11 protein-coding genes, 5 tRNA genes and 3 rRNA genes are annotated in these 18934 nt (G+C 38.6%); 15 read left to right on the top strand and 4 right to left on the bottom strand.

The features are described from left to right. Positions 1-103: 103 nt before the first annotated feature. Both H0I41_RS08000 and H0I41_RS07995 read left to right on the top strand, forming a co-directional pair. Positions 104-667: a TetR/AcrR family transcriptional regulator gene (locus tag H0I41_RS08000; RefSeq protein ID WP_180320538.1), complete on the top strand. Its 564-nt coding sequence runs from the start codon at positions 104-106 to the stop codon at positions 665-667. A 20-nt stretch (positions 668-687) separates the two neighbouring features. Then, the gene (locus tag H0I41_RS07995) at positions 688-4344 is read left to right on the top strand and encodes an MMPL family transporter (protein WP_135014636.1); all 3657 of its coding nucleotides are present in this window, start codon (positions 688-690) and stop codon (positions 4342-4344) included. A gap of 72 nt (positions 4345-4416) precedes the next feature. Here the strand turns inward: H0I41_RS07995 and H0I41_RS07990 are convergent, their stop codons facing one another. Continuing rightward, positions 4417-5220, bottom strand: coding sequence for a Cof-type HAD-IIB family hydrolase (locus H0I41_RS07990; protein WP_135014634.1), 804 nt, complete (start codon positions 5218-5220; stop codon positions 4417-4419). Positions 5221-5367: 147 nt separating this feature from the next. On the opposite strand from H0I41_RS07990, the gene H0I41_RS07985 reads away from it, so the two are divergent. Then, a complete protein-coding gene (locus H0I41_RS07985) occupies positions 5368-6051 on the top strand; it encodes a TVP38/TMEM64 family protein (protein ID WP_135014632.1) in 684 nt (227 codons plus the stop codon). 73 nt (positions 6052-6124) lie between these two features. Continuing rightward, a complete protein-coding gene (locus tag H0I41_RS07980; RefSeq protein WP_135014630.1) occupies positions 6125-7135 on the top strand; it encodes a zinc ribbon domain-containing protein in 1011 nt (336 codons plus the stop codon). A 48-nt stretch (positions 7136-7183) separates the two neighbouring features. Here H0I41_RS07980 and H0I41_RS07975 read toward each other — a convergent pair whose 3' ends face one another. The 3 genes from H0I41_RS07975 to H0I41_RS07965 form a co-directional block, all read right to left on the bottom strand. Beyond that, positions 7184-8557, bottom strand: coding sequence for an NAD-dependent succinate-semialdehyde dehydrogenase (locus H0I41_RS07975; protein WP_182094530.1), 1374 nt, complete (start codon positions 8555-8557; stop codon positions 7184-7186). A 102-nt stretch (positions 8558-8659) separates the two neighbouring features. After that, on the bottom strand, positions 8660-9502 hold the full coding sequence (locus tag H0I41_RS07970; RefSeq protein ID WP_135014626.1) for a helix-turn-helix domain-containing protein: 843 nt from the start codon (positions 9500-9502) through the stop codon (positions 8660-8662). Next, complete coding sequence (locus tag H0I41_RS07965; RefSeq protein ID WP_004897918.1) at positions 9489-10295, bottom strand: alpha/beta hydrolase fold domain-containing protein; 807 nt, start codon at positions 10293-10295, stop codon at positions 9489-9491. The genes H0I41_RS07970 and H0I41_RS07965 overlap by 14 nt, the downstream gene beginning before the upstream one ends. Positions 10296-10460: 165 nt before the next feature. On the opposite strand from H0I41_RS07965, the gene H0I41_RS07960 reads away from it, so the two are divergent. The 11 genes from H0I41_RS07960 to H0I41_RS07910 all read left to right on the top strand — a co-directional run bounded on the left by H0I41_RS07960 (position 10461) and on the right by H0I41_RS07910 (position 18929). Beyond that, positions 10461-11060 (top strand): TVP38/TMEM64 family protein, encoded by a 600-nt coding sequence (locus H0I41_RS07960; protein ID WP_004896640.1) that lies wholly within the window; start codon positions 10461-10463, stop codon positions 11058-11060. Then, on the top strand, positions 11060-11614 hold the full coding sequence (locus tag H0I41_RS07955; RefSeq protein ID WP_004897917.1) for a GNAT family N-acetyltransferase: 555 nt from the start codon (positions 11060-11062) through the stop codon (positions 11612-11614). Before H0I41_RS07960 ends, H0I41_RS07955 begins: the two co-directional genes overlap by 1 nt. A gap of 216 nt (positions 11615-11830) precedes the next feature. Beyond that, on the top strand, positions 11831-13141 hold the full coding sequence (serS, locus tag H0I41_RS07950) for a serine--tRNA ligase (RefSeq protein WP_004896642.1): 1311 nt from the start codon (positions 11831-11833) through the stop codon (positions 13139-13141). A 493-nt stretch (positions 13142-13634) separates the two neighbouring features. Then, positions 13635-15207 (top strand): 16S ribosomal RNA (locus H0I41_RS07945). 219 nt (positions 15208-15426) lie between these two features. Next, positions 15427-18329, top strand: a 23S ribosomal RNA gene (locus H0I41_RS07940). Positions 18330-18390: 61 nt separating this feature from the next. Further along, a 5S ribosomal RNA gene (gene rrf, locus H0I41_RS07935) occupies positions 18391-18507 on the top strand. The 16S, 23S and 5S rRNA genes sit together here with 5 tRNA genes alongside, the layout of an rRNA operon. A 5-nt stretch (positions 18508-18512) precedes the next feature. Next, positions 18513-18585, top strand: a tRNA-Val gene (locus tag H0I41_RS07930). Between the two features lie 2 nt (positions 18586-18587). Continuing rightward, a tRNA-Lys gene (locus tag H0I41_RS07925) sits at positions 18588-18660 on the top strand. A gap of 20 nt (positions 18661-18680) precedes the next feature. Beyond that, a tRNA-Leu gene (locus H0I41_RS07920) sits at positions 18681-18765 on the top strand. Between the two features lies 1 nt (position 18766). Beyond that, positions 18767-18839 (top strand) — tRNA-Thr (locus H0I41_RS07915). 18 nt (positions 18840-18857) lie between these two features. Beyond that, positions 18858-18929 (top strand) — tRNA-Gly (locus tag H0I41_RS07910). Positions 18930-18934 lie beyond the last annotated feature (5 nt).

Below are 18934 nucleotides of genomic sequence, written 5' to 3'. Positions count from 1 at the left end.
TTTATTTTTTTCAAAAAGTAGATAAATTTCTACACATTGTAGATTGTTTTCTACACATTGACGTGTTAAAGTATATGAGTACACAAAAAAGAAGGTGATTATCTTGGCTAAAAAAAGAGCTTTGGACCGCTCAAAAGTGATTGATCAAGCTATAACAATTATTAGTGAAAAGGGATTAAGCGAATTAACAATGCCAACTTTAGCTAAAGCATTGGGGATTAGGTCTCAATCTTTGTATCACTATGTTGCTAATCGTAATGATTTATTAGTTTTAGTTTGTGTTAATAGACTGCAAGTTTTGCGTCAGCACCTAACAAAGAAGATAATAGGCCATTCAGGTCTAGATGCTTTGTTTAGATTTGCAGATGAAATACGAGACTTTTTACTACATGATAAGGCTATTTCTAGTATTTACTATGGACTAAATGAATATGTTCAAAATGAGCAAATTCGTGAAGAGGTTTTAAAGATAGTAGATCTAGGAGAAAAGCTGGATGTAGGCAAGAAAAATGTTGTTTCTTTGCATAGTTTACTTGGAGCTGTTTTGGGTTATGTTTTCTTAGATCGATATGTGATCGATGAAACAAAAAAAGAAGCTGACGATAATTACCATGAGATGCTTTTAAGACTTGTAGCACCAAAACTTCAAGTTGAAGGTACAAAATAAGGGGGAAAGGAAAGTAGCACATGAAATTGCTGAAAAATCATCTTGGTGCTTTGATAGCATGGATAGCAATTTTGCTAATTGCTGTCTTCTCGTTGCCAAATGTGGATGCATTGACACGTCAGCATTCAGAAATTTCACTTCCTAAAGATGTTCAAAGTTCTATTGCAACGAACATTGAAAGTAAGTGGGGGCATGGACAAGATAATACCTATGTTGTAGGGGTAGTTTTTAATAAAAAACACGGGAAACTAACCTCGAGTGATAAGGAGAAAATTGACAATACAATTCGCTTTTTAAAGGACAATAAGAAAAAGCTTGGTATTAAGTCAATGATGACTCCTAATGACAACTATGCAACAAAAGCACAATTAATTTCTAAAGATAAAACAACAGAAATTGTGCAATTAAATATTGCTAATGATCATTCGACTGTTTCTAACGTTAATAAGACTTTAACAAAGGCTGTTAAAACTCCAGGAGTTAGAACATATGTAACTGGGGTTAGAATTCTTGAAGATGATTTCTCTGCTTCGGTTCAAGATGGTATTAAAAAGACTGAATTAATTACTATCTTCTTTATTTTCATTGTTTTAGTAATTGTATTTAAGTCGCCAATTGTGCCAATAATTTCATTATTAACAGTTGGTGTTTCATTTATTACTTCATTCTCAATTGTTACTAATTTAGTAGAGAAATTTAACTTTCCATTTTCAAACTTTACTCAAGTTTTCATGGTTATTGTTTTGTTTGGTATTGGTACTGACTACAATATCCTGCTGTATGATAAATTTAAAGAGAACTTGAGTAAGGGGATGTCGAACTATGAGGCAACAAATGATGCGTTGCGTAAAGCTGGTAAGACAATTCTTTATTCTGGATCTTCAATCTTAATTGGATTTAGTGCATTAGGTTTAGCTAACTTCTCAATTTACCGTTCAGCTGTTGGGGTTGCTGTTGGGGTTGCTGTATTATTAGTAGTACTTTTGACTTTAAACCCATTCTTTATGGCTGTCTTAGGTAAGAAATTATTCTGGCCAGTTAAGAAATTTGAAGGTGAAAGCAACTCTAAGTTATGGCATGCTCTTTCAAAAGGGAGCTTGACTCATCCAATTATTTACTTAGTTGTAATGGCAGTTGCAGTATTGCCATTTGCCTTATTCTATTCAAATAATTTGAATTATGATGATGCCGATGAAATTTCTAATTCTACACCATCAAAAGCTGGATTATTAGTTTTACAAGATCATTTCTCAATTGGTACTCCTGAATATTCAACTTTATATATTCAGAGCAAAGATAAGCTTGATAACGAAAAGAGCTTAAAAGAAATCGATCAGATTGTTAAAAAGATTCAAGCAGATCCAGATGTTAAATTTGCATCTTCTGTAACTGAACCAAATGGGAAATCAATTAAACGTCTTTACGTTGACAACCAATTAGGCACTGTTAACTCAGGTGTGAATACTGCTAGAAATGGTCTAGGAACTTTAAGTAACGGTAGTAAACAAATTACTAACGGTGCTGTTCAACTACAAAATGGTGCAAACCAACTTTCTAACGGAACTGGTCGTCTCCAAGCTGGTGCAAATCAATTAGCTAGCGGAACTACACGTCTTCAAAATGGTGCAGAAGCTCTTAGATCAGGAACTATGCGTTTAGCAACTGGTGCTGGTCGTTTAGAGAGTGGTACTTTGAACTTACAACAAGGTGCTGTACAACTTGAAAACGGAACTATTAAGTTGGCTAATGGGGCTGCAAGTTTACAAAGTGGTACTCAGAGTTTGCAAAATGGTACTCAAGCCTTAGTAAATGGTTTGAATACTATGAGTGCACAATTATCTGGACAAATGAATAGTGCTACTAAGGCACAATTAGATGCTCTTCAAAAGGGATTGCCTCAAATTAATAATGGTATTCAACAATTGAATCAAGCATTGGGTCAATCATCAAGTTCTGTAGATACTGCTGGTCTAAAAGCTAATCTAACTGATGTTGGTACTCAAGCCAAAACTATAGGCGATAATTTAACTCAAGCAGGTAACACTTTAAAAGGTTTACAAAGCTCAGGTGCTGGTCTTAGCGATAGTGAAAAAGCTGAGTTAACACAAGCTTATGCTCAAGCTATGGATAGTGCTAAGTTAAATGATCAACAAAAGCAGGCTATGAGTGCAGCCTTTAGTCAAATTTTAGGTAAAGTAGAATCTGCTTCTACTCAAAAAACTCAGAATCTTACTTCAAGCTTACAAAGTGTAGCTGGTAATATTCAAGCAGCTGGTGAAGCAGATAAGAAACTTGGAGAGTCAGCAAATAATGTAGGAAATACTTTACAAACCCTTCAAGGTTTAATGGGTCAAGTTGATAACTTGAAACAACAAGTAAACACTTTAGCTACTGCATCAAACACTGCTTTACCAGGCGCAACTACTGCTTTGAACCAATTAAGCTCAGGCTTAACCCAAGTTCAAGGTGCTGTAGCTCAAGGTGCTGCCGGTGCTAGTCGCTTAAATGATGGCGCAGCTCGCTTAAACAGTGGAGCAGGTCAACTTGCAAGTGGTTTACAAGCAGGTGTAGCTGGTTCTAGTCAGCTTGCAAATGGTGCCGGTCAATTAGCAAACGGTGCTGGTCAATTAAACACTGGTTTACAATCTGGTTTAAACGGCACTAACCAATTGGCAAATGGTATTGGTCAATTAAACAGTGGTGCAGGTCAATTAAGTTCAGGTATTGGTCAACTTAATGGCGGTGCAAAACAATTAGCAAATGGTGCTGGTCAAATTGCATCAAATAATCCTAAGATTACTGCCGGAATTGACAAAGTAAATAACGGTTTAGGTGCTGGTCAAGAATACTTAACTGGCTTAGCTGATTCAGCAGCTGGGAAGACTTTCTACATCCCAGCAAACATGATTCACTCATCTAGCTTTAAACCTGCTCTTGATAACTACATGAGTTCAGATCTTAAATCTACTAAGATCATTATCATTCTAAAGATGAACCCTGCTTCAACTGAAGGAGCAAAGAAGGCTCATGAAATTAGTAACATGGTTAAGAAATCAGTTAAGGGTACAAGTCTTGCTGGTTCAACAGTTGCAATGGGTGGACAATCTGAAAAGATTTACGATACTCAAGAAACTGCAAGTAGCGACTTCTTAAGAACTGCAATTATTATGTTAGTAGGTATTGGTATTGCCTTGATCTTTGTTACTAGATCAGTATTGCAACCAATGTTTATCCTAGGTACTTTGGTAATTGCATACCTAACTTCTTTATCAATTAATCAATGGATTGTTAAGGCCGTTTTAGGTAGATCATTATTGGCTTGGAACACCCCATTCTTCAGTTTCATCATGATTGTTGCTTTGGGTGTTGACTACTCAATCTTCCTAATGATGCGTTATCGTGAGTTGGGAGAAGTAAACCCTGGCTGGAGCACAAGTCAACGAATGCTTGAAGCCTGCGACATTATCGGAACAGTTGTAATATCAGCAGCTATTATCCTTGGTGGTACTTTCGCCGCCTTAATCCCATCTGGTGTACCAACTTTAATTGAAGTTGCATTATGTGTGGATATTGGATTATTACTTTTGGTATTCTTACTTCCAATTAATATGTCTGCTGCCATGAAGATTACTTACGAAGGCTTAGGCAGAAAAAAGAATAAAGAAGAGGCTAAATAATATTTAGTTCTCCGAGACAAAAAAGATTGAAGTTTATCCTTTTGTGAATGAGGATTAAAACTTCAATCTTTTTTAGTTAGGAATTTTATTTAATACTGCAGCAATTCCATCATGATCATTATCAAGAGTTATTGGAATGGATAAGCTCTCTTTCAAGTCTTTTGGAGCATTTCCCATTAAAACGGGATGACCAACTGAATCAAACATTGATTCATCATTATAATTATCGCCAAAGGCCCAAGCATTGCCTTTATCCATTGCAAAACTATCAAGAATAATTTTAACTGCATTTCCTTTATTAACACCCTTAAGAACGACTTCTAAAAGATGAGGTGCTGATTTAACAAAAACTAGGCCAGGGAACTTAGATTCAAGGCTAGGGATAATTTTATCTATAAGAGTAGGTTTGCCGATAATTAGCATCTTATGGACTCCCTTTAATTCTTTTATTTGCTCTGTAGAAACTGGCAAAGATTTAACTCCTATTGTTTCTTCCTCTTTGGCAATTAATGGGTTTTTATTAAGAGAAGAAAACCAGTTATAGCCACTATAGACATTCCAGGCAAGATCATTAGTATCAAGTGCTTCAATTTCTTCAATTAACTTAAGAGCAAGTGAAGCTTCGAAGAAGTGTGAATTAAGTGGACGCCCCATTTCATCTAAAACTAATGCTCCATTATAGGCAATCATTGGACAGAAATTGGTGATTTTGTCTACTACATTCATAATTCCTTTAGGAAAACGGGCAGAAACCGGAATAAATAAATTACCAGCTATAATTTGCTTACGTATTGCCTCAATAGTAGTAGAAGAGACGACACCTTGAGAAGTAATAAGAGTTCCATCTATATCACTAAAGATAAGTTTTGCGGACATTTTTTCCTCCTTTTGAGATAGCTTTATTTTTACTATTATAATACGATAAAGTATAAGAACGAATGGATAATAATAGTTTTGATAATTGGTCTGAAACGTGAAAAAATATGATTATGGCATATGAATTTAGAATAAACGAGTGAAATAATGACAAAAAAATTGAGAAAAATATTATTTATAATCTGTGGGATTTTAGCAGCAGGAATTTTATTATACTTGCTTTATCGTGACTATCGCCCTGAAATTGATTTGTTAATGCACCCAGGGAAGGATATGAAAACAAAACTACTCTATTTGCTTCGACAACATGAAGTACGGGATGGCTTATTTTTACTAGGATTAATAACCATCTTAAATGCGATTCCAGGAATGTCGAATTCTGTTTTTTGTATTTTAGCCGGTCTTTGTTATGGTCCGTGGATTGGATTAGCCATTAATTGGTGTGGAAATATTCTTGGAAACTGTATCGTAGAAAGTCTAATAAAGAGAGTTAGTTTTTCGCACAAGTTTAAGAAAAATAGATTTCTTAATTGGTTAATGAATCAGAAACATCCCACTTTGGGAATGACTTTAGGTTTCATGGTACCAGTTATACCAAGCGTGTTAGTTGATTATACGGCTGCACGACTAGAAACGCCGCCTAATAAGTTTTTGTCGATGGTGATTGTGGGAATGTTTCCTACTTCATTTATCTATGCCTTTGGAGGGGATGCAATCTTCAATGGTGATATCAAAAAATTAGCTGGTGCGTTAATTGGGATCGCCATTTTATTTATTATGGCTTGGTGGTTAGTTAACCGCGCATCAAGAAAAAAACAGAAAGCAGCATAACGATGCTTTCTGTTTTTTTAGTTTAAGGGCTAGAATGCTATAATAAGCTAAAAAAGTTTATGAGGGAATAAAAATGAAGTGTCCAAATTGTGGAGAAGATGTAAAGCCAACTGACAAGCAGTGTCCTAATTGTCACTTTGACCTAGAAAAGTTTAGAAATGAATTCTTTACTGGTCAGGATACTACACGTAATGAAAAAAATGATGATCATCAGAAACAAGAAACACGTTCTGTTAAGAAAGTTGAGCCAAAGAAACAAAATTCTACCATTGCGACTATGATTAATTGGATTCAAGTGAATTCAATGATTGTTTTTGTAGTTGGAATTATTCTTTTGATTTTAACAAGTTTTTCCCCATCTTTAGGATGGTCTTGTTTCTTTGCCTTATTAATTTGGTTATTTATAGTTTCTGATAAGAATAAAGGAAAGAAAACGGAGCAGTATACGGTTGATCAACGACTGACGGAACATGTTAATAAGGTTGGTTCCGATGTAGTTAATTCTTTTGAAGAAGGGGAGAATAAAGTAAGGGCTCACCGTCAAAAGATTGATGATAAATTAGGTCGAGATCCAGAAGCTATAAAAAAAGTTGTTAAGCAAAAACAAACTGCAACTCAATTAGGAGTAATCTTAATTGCAGTTTTAAACTTACTTTTGGTTTTCAGTGGTCCATTTTCATCTGGAATGATGCAAGGCTACCAAGCACTATCTATTTCTAAGGCGCTCCTTTCAATTGGTAGATTTAATGGAAAATATATTTTTATTGGTTATGGGATGTGGCTACTTTTAGTTGGTGTACCAATTGCAATTATTATCTTGACTATTAAAAATGGTAAGAATAATAAGAAATTAGTTTTCTTCCTTTCATTAATTGAGTCAATTGTTTTAATAGTTTGTGCTGTAGAATTGATCTTTATGAATGCTGGATCTCCTCTAGGTATTACCAATAATACAGTAGCCAATAGCATTGAAATTCAACGTATTGTTGCGAATGCAATTTCTTTCGGAGTTTCGACATATTTATTATTTGTATCAAGTATTCTTTTAACAGTAGTTTCTTTTCGCAGTATGAGACAAAATTAAAAAGGCCTAGATCAATATTGATCTAAGCCTTTTTTGTACACTTAAAGATTATTTTGAAACGTCAATAACTAAATGTTCGTTTACAAATGACATCAAGCCCAGTTCACTAAGTTCACGACCATAGCCAGATTTTTTAACACCACCGAATGGTAATTCAGGAGCGGTAATCCAGCGCCCATTAATAACAGTCATACCGGTTTCAATTTCACTTGCAACTTCTTGGGCATGAGTTCTATTTTCAGAAATAACACTAGATCCTAAACCAAAACTTGAAGCATTTGCTAGAGCAATTGCTTCTTCTTCGTTTTTGACCTTGAATACTTCAGCAACTGGGCCAAACAACTCTTCATCAAATAATGGATTCTTCTTATCAATATTGGTTAAAATTATTGGGCGGAAGAAGGCACCAGAACTTTTAATTTCAGGATATTGATAAGCAACTTCTGCACCATGTTCAATTCCTTTTTTAACTTGCTCAGCTAACTTATCAGCAGCTCTTTGAGAATTCATTGGTGCAAGACTAGTATCTGCATCTAAAGGATCACCAGGTTTAAGTCCAGCAAAAGTATGGTGCAAGATATCCATTACTTCGTCATAACGGGATTCAACAACAATAATTCGTTTAGAAGAGGTGCAGACTTGACCGCAATTATAGGTTCTGGCATCACTTAGTACATTCTTTAATACAGTAGAGTCAGCATCTGCCAAAACAATAAATGGATCATTTCCGCCTAGCTCCATTGTCAACTTTTTAATATTTTTACCAGCAGCTTCTGCGACACTACTACCACCACGTTCTGAACCAGTTACTGCAACGCCTTGAACACGTTTATCAGCAATAACATCGCCAATTTGATCATAAGATAGGAATAAGTTTTGCAGACTTCCTTTTGGAGCACCAGCTTCTTCAATAATTTCTTCTGTTAATTGGGCTGAGCCAGGAACATTATGAGCATGCTTTAAGATGATGGGATTTCCAACCATAAAATTAGGAGCAAAGACTCTAATTACTTGATAAAGTGGGAAGTTCCATGGTTCACAGGCCATGATAATACCTGTAGATTGTTTTAGATAATAGGCATTTCCTAAAGCTGTTTCTAAAGGAGTAGGCTCTAACATTTCAGGAGCTTTATCAGCATAATAGTTACAAATATTTATACATAGATCTACTTCTTCAAGCGATTCACAATACAATTTTCCCATTTCTAAAGTCATGGTTTTTGCCATTTCTTTGCGATGTTTTTGAAAATTATTTGCTATCTTGTGAAGTAACTCGCTTCTAGTAGCTGGCAGCTGATTATGCCAAGTTAGATATAATTTTTCTCCGGTTTCAAGTGCTTGTTCAATTTCTTCTTGAGTTGCAGTTGGATAACTTTTAATTAATTGGTTTGTATATGGATTAATTGATTCATATTTAGACATAAAATTTCCTCTTTTCAATATAATATATTATAAAGCGCTTTCTTATAGATGTATATAAAAATCACTTCTCTTTAGTAAGAAATTAAAAAGAAGTGATTAGATTTAAGCTAACTTATTAATTTTTTCTAGTAAAACATGATTATTATTCAGACGAGCAAAGGCAGCGGAATCATTCAAATATTGAGCAGTCTTTTGTGGCGATCCATTCTCGGCAATATTATTTTGTGCCAATTGATAAAGAATGCGAGCAGCAAAGTAAATTACATGTCGTTTTTTGCATAAATCGTATCCCATGTTTAATAATTTATCCGATTGTTCATAATCGTCATTACGACCATAAAATTCTCCACCATTACAAAGAATAGAAAGAAATTGTAGTAAAGAGCCTTCATCTTCAAGCGGAACATTAGATATCGAAGACAAGATGATGTCATAATAATGTCGTGCTTTATGAACATCGTCTTGTAAGTCATAAACTTGACTACATCCTTTTAGAGCAAGAAGATAATAAATTTTATTTCGTTTTGATAAGTTTGCATCTAAAATTGAATTAAAGTAGTAAAGTGCGTCAGTTTTAGCATGATCTAAATTTAAAGCTAGTAGACCGCGCAGATAATAATAGTGAAGAATATCTTCTTGGCGGACTAATTCATCCTTATTAACACTGCTTAAAATTTGAGCAACTTTTGGAAAATCAAGCTGAATAACAGCAAAATCCGCCTCAAATAATTTATGGGATGTTTTTTTATTAGAGTCAACGTCCATGATATCAGCTACATTAATATTCATTCGGTCGCACAGACTATTTAAAATTTTTAGAGAAGGACTACGGCCATTATTTTCAAATTTACTTAATGTAGATTGAGTACAAATTCCATTGCATAGTTCAGTTTGAGACAAACCTAATTTTTTACGAATGGAAACAAATTTGTTAATGTTGATCATTCTTCTTCTCCTTGATTGTCTGATACAAAAAATCTAAAGATTCATCAATATAATCCATGGCGTAATCCATTGCATGCCGATGACCTTTAATGACTAATAATTCAACCTCATGATCATTGTTAGCTAAAAAGTCGATAAATTTTAAAACACCATTTAGTGGAACTAATTCATGAGCAGAATTAATCATTTTTAGCCTTCCCAAATGGCTAAGATCATAATTTTCGACATCCATTTTTTTCAAAATAGCTTGATCATTTTTCCCAGCATAGGTTTTTACAAAAAATTTATAGAATGATTCAAAAATATCATATAAATTTGTTAGTTTTAACTCATTGGCACCATATCTTGATGGAATAACATCTTGATGATTTTTCATCCAGTTCGAGAAGTCTACCGATGCTGACCACGTAACCGTAGGAAAACCGTAAATTCCAGCAATATACAAAGCTAGTGTACCGCCGACACTTGCACCAATTTGTACAATATTTTGTTGATCATCATCATCGGTATAATCAGAATCTAAAAGCCATTCAACAAATTTCTTACTATCTTGATGTGCAGCTGGATAAGTAAATTCAGGTGCTAAGCGATAATCAGGAATTAAGGTCATAAAACCAGCGTTTGCGAATTTTATTCCTAGGTCTTTAACATCGTTTTTAGAACCAGCAAACCATCCTCCGCCATGCCAAAAGATTAAGAGTTTTGTTTGTGAAGTAGTATCATTTGGGAAATAGATATCGGTCTTCAAATTGTTATTTTCATCGTAAATTATATCTTTTTTTATAACAACCATAGTCATGCCTCTTAGTTATTTTATAACACACTAATATTATAGAATAAATTTTAATGATGAGTCATATCTTATTTTCATTATAATTAAGTTTAATTCCTAGGTTAGTGCGCCTATTTTACCTTGTTTTTGTTATCATTAATTTAACATACCAAGGAGGGCAGAAAAATGTCTACTAAAACGAGTCGTAAATTAATTAATATTTTGACCATTGTTACTACAATTATTCTAATTTTGCTAAGTATTTATTGGTATAGGTTAGGAATTTTTACAAGCCAAGAAAAAATGAAGGCCTATCTAGCAGACAAGCAAATTATCGGTCCTTTGATTTTTACATTAATTCAGATAATCCAAGTTGTAATTCCGATTATCCCTGGTGGAGTTTCGCTGCTTGGAGGAGTAATATTTTTTGGTCCAATATGGGGCTTTATTTATAATTATGTCGGGATATGTTTAGGATCTATTATTTTATTCTTCTTGGCCAGACATTATGGTAGACCCTTTATCTTACATTTAGTTTCTGAAAAGACGTATGAAAAATACATGAAGTGGACAGCCAATCAGAAAAAATTTAATTGGTTTTTTGGTCTGTGTATTATTGCGCCAATGGCGCCAGATGACATTTTATGTATGATTGCTGGATTAACTGAAATGAAGTTCTCAACATATTTATGGATAATTTTATTAGGAAAACCGTGGACCATTGCAGCCTATAGTTTAGGGTTAGTTTATGGTGCAAAATGGTTAGTAAAGTTAGTAGGCAAGTAATGCTAGAAACTGAGAGAATTATTTTAAGAAAAATTGAACCTAAAGATGCTCCTACGCTTCTTAAGTGGGGACAGGATAATATTTATCACAAAAGTGCAGGTTACCAATATTTACAAGATTTAGATGCGGCCAAAAAAAGTGCCCTTCAATATCAAGCACGTCCCTATAGTTACGGTATAGTACTAAAAGAAAATAATCGTCTAATCGGCTTAGTTGAATTATATGAACGTGGATTAGATGAATACAATGGTCTTTTACTAACAAAAGATTTAGGTTTTTTGTTAGATAAAGAATATTGGCACAGGGGTTTAATGACCGAAGCCTTACAACTAATTATTGATTTTGCTTTTAAAGAATTAGAGCAAAATCAAATTTGGGCGGGTACATTTGTTTCTAATACAAATTCACAAAAATTGTTAAAAAAATTAGGGTTTAGATATGTCTATACCACTGATTATTCAATGGTTTCTTCACTTTTTAATTATCAAGAAAAATATTATTTGTTAACACCACAGGATTGGCATGATATAATGCAAATAAACATGAAATCCTAAGACTAGTTTCAGAGAGCTCATGGTTGGTGTGAATGAGTAAAAAAGTCGTTTCCAGATTTCGAATGTGGGTAGGTAATTCTACACGGTTAGCACCGTTATCGCTTTTTGAGTGTGGTATTTTTTAACCAAATGTGGGTGGTACCGCGAACCGTGTAAGTCGATTCGTCCCAGTGTAGGGATGAGTCGGCTTTTTTGTTTTATTTTTAAGGAGGAAATATGTTAGACATTAAAGTAATTCGAGAGAATTTAGACTGGTCAAAGAAAAAATTAGCTACACGAGGAATTAAACCAGAGGAATTAGACAAATTAGTAGCTATTGATAAAGAAAGACGTGAAGCTTTAACTAAGAGTGAACAATTAAAGCAAAAGCGTAATGAAGTATCTGATCAAATTGCTCAAGCTAAACGCAATAAAGAAGATGCAAGTGATGCCATTAAAGCAATGCGTGAAGTAGGTAAAGAAATTAAAGATTTAGATAAAGAAGTAGAAGATTTAACTCAAAAACAAAACTATATCTTACTTCGTTTACCTAACTTCCCAGCAGACTCAGATCCTATTGGTCCTGATGAAAGTTACAATGAAGAAGTTCGTAAGTGGCATGAACCTACTAAACTTGATTTTGAACCAAAACCTCACTGGGAAATTGGAACAGAATTGAATATTTTAGACTGGGATACTGCTGCTAAAGTTTCAGGTGCCCGCTTTGTTTATTACAAAGGTGCCGGTGCATTACTTGAACGTGCAGTTTCAAACTTTTTCTTAGATGAAAATACTAAAGATGGATATACAGAAGTAATCCCACCATACTTAGTTAATGATGCTTCTATGCAAGGAACTGGTCAATTCCCTAAGTTTACTGAAGATGTTTATACAATTGTAGATAATGACGATCCTGATAAGCCACGTGATTTAACTTTAATTCCAACTGCTGAAGTACCATTAGTTAATTACTTCCGCGGCAAGATTTTAGATGGAGAGCAATTACCAATTAATGTAACTGCATTCTCTCCAGCATTTAGAAGTGAAGCAGGATCAGCTGGACGTGACACTCGTGGATTAATCAGAATGCACGAATTTAGAAAAGTTGAAATGGTAAAAATTGTTGACGAAGAAAGTTCATGGGATGAATTGGAAAAATTAACCCATAATGCTGAACATTTACTTCAAAAACTTGGTTTACCATATCATGTTGTTGCTCTTTCAACTGGGGATGCAAGTTTTACTAGTGCAAAAACTTATGATCTAGAAGTTTGGATGCCAGCACAAGATAAGTATCGTGAAATTTCAAGTTGTTCAAACTGTACTGACTTCCAAGCACGTCGTAGTTTAATTCGTTACAGAGACGAAAATGGTAAACTTCATTTAGCACATACTTTAAATGGCTCTGGTCTAGCTGTAGGTAGAACAGTAGCTGCTATTTTGGAAAATTACCAAAATGAAGACGGAACTGTAAATGTTCCAGAAGCTTTACAACCATATATGCATGGAATGAAAGTCATTACTAAAGAGCCAAAATTTGGTGAATAAAATTTAATAAAGTAAGAATGGTATTCAATTGCTAACATAGCAAAAGAATACCATTTTTTTATATCTAAAATACGAGAGAAAAGGCTTGAAATTAGCACTCTAGAAAAATATTGCTAATTTTTTTGCAAAAAAGGGTTGACGAAAAGTGAAAAAGCCTGTAAAGTAATACATGCTGTTTGAGGCAAGCGAAAAGAGCAAATAAAAAAGTTCAAAAAAAGCTTGCCAAAGCGAGCAAAAGATGATAATATTATAAAGCTGTCATTTGAGAGAGATGAGAAAATTAAAAAAGTTCTTGTCAAAGCTTAAAAGACATGATATAATATAAAAGTTGTCACATGACAACGGTAGTACCTTGAAAACTGAACAAAGTTTCGCTGAAAGTGTGCGGGATATAAAAATCCCAAACAAAAGCGAAGTCAATTCGCAAGCAATAAATTTGAGATAACTCAAAGAAAGTTTTAGAGCTAAACGATAAAAAGCTCATTTTCAAAAGGAAAATGAGAGTTTGATCCTGGCTCAGGACGAACGCTGGCGGCGTGCCTAATACATGCAAGTCGAGCGAGCTTGCCTAGATGATTTTAGTGCTTGCACTAAATGAAACTAGATACAAGCGAGCGGCGGACGGGTGAGTAACACGTGGGTAACCTGCCCAAGAGACTGGGATAACACCTGGAAACAGATGCTAATACCGGATAACAACACTAGACGCATGTCTAGAGTTTGAAAGATGGTTCTGCTATCACTCTTGGATGGACCTGCGGTGCATTAGCTAGTTGGTAAGGTAACGGCTTACCAAGGCAATGATGCATAGCCGAGTTGAGAGACTGATCGGCCACATTGGGACTGAGACACGGCCCAAACTCCTACGGGAGGCAGCAGTAGGGAATCTTCCACAATGGACGAAAGTCTGATGGAGCAACGCCGCGTGAGTGAAGAAGGGTTTCGGCTCGTAAAGCTCTGTTGGTAGTGAAGAAAGATAGAGGTAGTAACTGGCCTTTATTTGACGGTAATTACTTAGAAAGTCACGGCTAACTACGTGCCAGCAGCCGCGGTAATACGTAGGTGGCAAGCGTTGTCCGGATTTATTGGGCGTAAAGCGAGTGCAGGCGGTTCAATAAGTCTGATGTGAAAGCCTTCGGCTCAACCGGAGAATTGCATCAGAAACTGTTGAACTTGAGTGCAGAAGAGGAGAGTGGAACTCCATGTGTAGCGGTGGAATGCGTAGATATATGGAAGAACACCAGTGGCGAAGGCGGCTCTCTGGTCTGCAACTGACGCTGAGGCTCGAAAGCATGGGTAGCGAACAGGATTAGATACCCTGGTAGTCCATGCCGTAAACGATGAGTGCTAAGTGTTGGGAGGTTTCCGCCTCTCAGTGCTGCAGCTAACGCATTAAGCACTCCGCCTGGGGAGTACGACCGCAAGGTTGAAACTCAAAGGAATTGACGGGGGCCCGCACAAGCGGTGGAGCATGTGGTTTAATTCGAAGCAACGCGAAGAACCTTACCAGGTCTTGACATCCAGTGCAAACCTAAGAGATTAGGTGTTCCCTTCGGGGACGCTGAGACAGGTGGTGCATGGCTGTCGTCAGCTCGTGTCGTGAGATGTTGGGTTAAGTCCCGCAACGAGCGCAACCCTTGTCATTAGTTGCCATCATTAAGTTGGGCACTCTAATGAGACTGCCGGTGACAAACCGGAGGAAGGTGGGGATGACGTCAAGTCATCATGCCCCTTATGACCTGGGCTACACACGTGCTACAATGGACGGTACAACGAGAAGCGAACCTGCGAAGGCAAGCGGATCTCTTAAAGCCGTTCTCAGTTCGGACTGTAGGCTGCAACTCGCCTACACGAAGCTGGAATCGCTAGTAATCGCGGATCAGCACGCCGCGGTGAATACGTTCCCGGGCCTTGTACACACCGCCCGTCACACCATGAGAGTCTGTAACACCCAAAGCCGGTGGGATAACCTTTATAGGAGTCAGCCGTCTAAGGTAGGACAGATGATTAGGGTGAAGTCGTAACAAGGTAGCCGTAGGAGAACCTGCGGCTGGATCACCTCCTTTCTAAGGAAGGCGAAAGATGATGGAGAGTGCGAGAGCACTAAGAGAAGTCATCGAGAAAGCCAAGCGGAAGCACACTGAGAAACTTTGTTTAGTTTTGAGGGTAATACCTCAAGAGCTAGTACATTGAAAACTGAATATAATCAAAAGCAAAAAAACCGAGACAATCGAAAAAACAGATTGAAGAGCGACCGAGAAGAGAGAGAAACTCAACTTGAAATAGGTCAAGTAGAAAAGGGCGCATGGTGAATGCCTTGGCACTAGAAGCCGATGAAGGACGTGACGAACCACGAAAGGCTTCGGGGAGCAGTAAGTAAGCAATGATCCGGAGATATCCGAATGGGGGAACCCAATACCGCGAGGTATTATCATTAACTGTTAAGGTTAATGAAGGAAGACGCAGTGAACTGAAACATCTAAGTAGCTGCAGGAAGAGAAAGAAAAATCGATTTCCCAAGTAGCGGCGAGCGAACAGGAAAGAGCCCAAACCAACTGGCTTGCCAGTTGGGGTTGTAGGACTGCGATATAGTACTTGAAGTGATAGCAGAATTATCTGGAAAGATAAGCCAGAGAGGGTGAGAGCCCCGTACGCGAAATTGCGGAGAGACTTAGCAGGATCCTGAGTAGGTCGGGACACGAGGAATCCCGATTGAAACCGCGAGGACCATCTCGCAAGGCTAAATACTAACTAGTGACCGATAGTGAACCAGTACCGTGAGGGAAAGGTGAAAAGAACCCCGGAAGGGGAGTGAAAGAGAACCTGAAACCGTGTGCCTACAAGTAGTCAGAGCACATTAAAGTGTAATGGCGTGCCTTTTGTAGAATGAACCGGCGAGTTACGTTATGGTGCAAGGTTAAGTCAGAAAAGACGGAGCCGGAGCGAAAGCGAGTCTGAATAGGGCGAAAGAGTATCATGACGTAGACCCGAAACCAAGTGACCTACCCATGACCAGGTTGAAGGCGTGGTAAAACACGCTGGAGGACCGAACCCACGTGAGTTAAAAATCGCGGGGATGAGTTGTGGGTAGCGGTGAAATTCCAAACGAACTTGGAGATAGCTGGTTCTCTCCGAAATAGCTTTAGGGCTAGCCTCGTGTGAATGATAATGGAGGTAGAGCGCTGTTTGGACTAGGGGCCCGTCAGGGGTTACTGAATCCAGATAAACTCCGAATGCCAGATATCAATGCACGGGAGTCAGACTGCGAGTGATAAGATCCGTAGTCGAAAGGGAAACAGCCCAGATCACCAGTTAAGGTCCCCAAATCTATGCTAAGTGGAAAAGGATGTGGAGTTGCGTAGACAACTAGGATGTTGGCTTAGAAGCAGCCACCATTTAAAGAGTGCGTAATAGCTCACTAGTCGAGTGACGCTGCGCCGAAAATGTACCGGGGCTAAGCATAGTACCGAAACTGTGGATGCATATATTATATGCGTGGTAGGAGAGCGTTCTAAGTGCGGCGAAGTTAGATCGAGAGGACTAATGGAGCGCTTAGAAGTGAGAATGCCGGTATGAGTAGCGAAAGATAGGTGAGAATCCTATCCGCCGAAAGACTAAGGTTTCCTGGGGCAGGCTCGTCCGCCCAGGGTAAGTCGGGACCTAAGGTAAGGCCGAGAGGCGTAGCCGATGGACAACAGGTAGAAATTCCTGTACTGAAATTGTTCGATATGAGCAAAGGAGGGACGCAGGAGGCTAATGACGCATGTTGCTGGAAATACATGTGCAAGCAGTAAGAAAAAAGATGAGTCAAATGCTTGTCTTTAGATTTCAAGCTGTGATGCGGAGCGAAATAAAAGTAGCGAAGGTCATGATGTCACACTGCCAAGAAAAGCTTCTAGCCAGAACAATTTTACCCGTACCGCAAACCGACACAGGTAGTCGAGTGGAGAACACTCAGGTGAGCGAGAGAACTCTCGTTAAGGAACTCGGCAAAATGACCCCGTAACTTCGGGAGAAGGGGTGCTGATAGTAAAATATCAGCCGCAGTGAATAGGCCCAAACAACTGTTTATCAAAAACACAGGTATCTGCAAAATCGTAAGATGACGTATAGGTGCTGACACCTGCCCGGTGCTGGAAGGTTAAGAGGAGAGCTTAGCGTAAGCGAAGGTTTGAATTGAAGCCCCAGTAAACGGCGGCCGTAACTATAACGGTCCTAAGGTAGCGAAATTCCTTGTCGGGTAAGTTCCGACCTGCACGAAAGGTGTAATGATTTGGGCACTGTCTCAACGAGAGACTCGGTGAAATTATAATACCCGTGAAGATGCGGGTTACCCGCGACAGGACGGAAAGACCCCATGGAGCTTTACTGTAGCTTGATATTGAGTATTTGTTAAACATGTACAGGATAGGTAGGAGCCAGAGAAAGTAGGACGCTAGTCTTACCGGAGGCAATGTTGGGATACTACCCTTGTTTGATGGATCCTCTAACTCACAGAGCTGAGCGTTCTGGAGGACAGTGTCAGGTGGGCAGTTTGACTGGGGCGGTCGCCTCCTAAAGTGTAACGGAGGCGCCCAAAGGTTCCCTCAGAATGGTTGGAAATCATTCGCAGAGTGTAAAGGTATAAGGGAGCTTGACTGCGAGAGCTACAACTCGAGCAGGGACGAAAGTCGGGCTTAGTGATCTGGTGGTACTGCATGGAAAGGCCATCACTCAACGGATAAAAGCTACCCTGGGGATAACAGGCTTATCTCCCCCAAGAGTTCACATCGACGGGGAGGTTTGGCACCTCGATGTCGGCTCGTCGCATCCTGGGGCTGAAGTCGGTCCCAAGGGTTGGGCTGTTCGCCCATTAAAGCGGCACGCGAGCTGGGTTCAGAACGTCGTGAGACAGTTCGGTCCCTATCCGTCGTGGGCGTAGGAAATTTGAGAGGAGCTGTCCTTAGTACGAGAGGACCGGGATGGACATACCGCTGGTGTACCAGTTGTCTTGCCAAAGGCATCGCTGGGTAGCTATGTATGGAAGGGATAAGCGCTGAAAGCATCTAAGTGCGAAGCCCCCCTCAAGATGAGATTTCCGATGCGAAAGCAGTAAGACACCTTAAAGACGATGAGGTAGATAGGCTAGGAGTGGAAGCATAGCGATATGTGGAGCGGACTAGTACTAATCAGTCGAGCACTTGACCAAAGCTCAAAGGTTTAAAGGCTAGAGATTATATTCAGTTTTGAGTGTAAAAGCTCAGAAAGAGTACGGTGGCGATGGCAAGAAGGATACACCTGTTCCCATGCCGAACACAGAAGTTAAGCTTCTTAACGCCGAGAGTAGTTGGTGGGAAACTGCCTGCGAGGGTAGGCAGTCGCCGTGCTAAATGGAGGATTAGCTCAGCTGGGAGAGCATCTGCCTTACAAGCAGGAGGTCACAGGTTCGAGCCCTGTATCCTCCATTGAGTCGTTAGCTCAGTTGGTAGAGCATCTGACTTTTAATCAGAGGGTCGGCAGTTCGAGCCTGCCACGACTCATTGGCCCAGAAAAAACTCAAGCGGGTGTGGCGGAATTGGCAGACGCGCTAGATTTAGGTTCTAGTGTTTTCGGACGTGTGGGTTCAAGTCCCACCACCCGTACCATGCCGATTTAGCTCAGTTGGTAGAGCATCTGTCTTGTAAACAGGGGGTCGAAGGTTCGAGTCCTTTAATCGGCATAAAAATTGAATAAAAATGCGGAAGTAGTTCAGTGGTAGAACACCACCTTGCCATGGTGGGGGTCGCGGGTTCGAATCCCGTCTTCCGCTTATCA

The organism is Lactobacillus johnsonii, from assembly GCF_014058685.1.
GTDB lineage: Bacteria > Bacillota > Bacilli > Lactobacillales > Lactobacillaceae > Lactobacillus.
The sequence above is the reverse complement of the archived record's forward strand: the minus strand, read 5'-3'. Positions and strand labels throughout refer to the sequence as shown.

Bases quoted from the DNA above. Each gene is read 5' to 3' on its own strand.
- H0I41_RS07995 (WP_135014636.1), top strand. From the start codon at position 688: ATGAAATTGCTGAAAAATCATCTTGGTGCTTTGATAGCATGGATAGCA.
- H0I41_RS07990 (WP_135014634.1), bottom strand. From the start codon at position 5,220: ATGTCCGCAAAACTTATCTTTAGTGATATAGATGGAACTCTTATTACT.
- H0I41_RS07985 (WP_135014632.1), top strand. From the start codon at position 5,368: ATGACAAAAAAATTGAGAAAAATATTATTTATAATCTGTGGGATTTTA.
- H0I41_RS07980 (WP_135014630.1), top strand. From the start codon at position 6,125: ATGAAGTGTCCAAATTGTGGAGAAGATGTAAAGCCAACTGACAAGCAG.
- H0I41_RS07975 (WP_182094530.1), bottom strand. From the start codon at position 8,557: ATGTCTAAATATGAATCAATTAATCCATATACAAACCAATTAATTAAA.
- H0I41_RS07970 (WP_135014626.1), bottom strand. From the start codon at position 9,502: ATGATCAACATTAACAAATTTGTTTCCATTCGTAAAAAATTAGGTTTG.
- H0I41_RS07965 (WP_004897918.1), bottom strand. From the start codon at position 10,295: ATGGTTGTTATAAAAAAAGATATAATTTACGATGAAAATAACAATTTG.
- H0I41_RS07960 (WP_004896640.1), top strand. From the start codon at position 10,461: ATGTCTACTAAAACGAGTCGTAAATTAATTAATATTTTGACCATTGTT.
- H0I41_RS07955 (WP_004897917.1), top strand. From the start codon at position 11,060: ATGCTAGAAACTGAGAGAATTATTTTAAGAAAAATTGAACCTAAAGAT.
- serS (WP_004896642.1), top strand. From the start codon at position 11,831: ATGTTAGACATTAAAGTAATTCGAGAGAATTTAGACTGGTCAAAGAAA.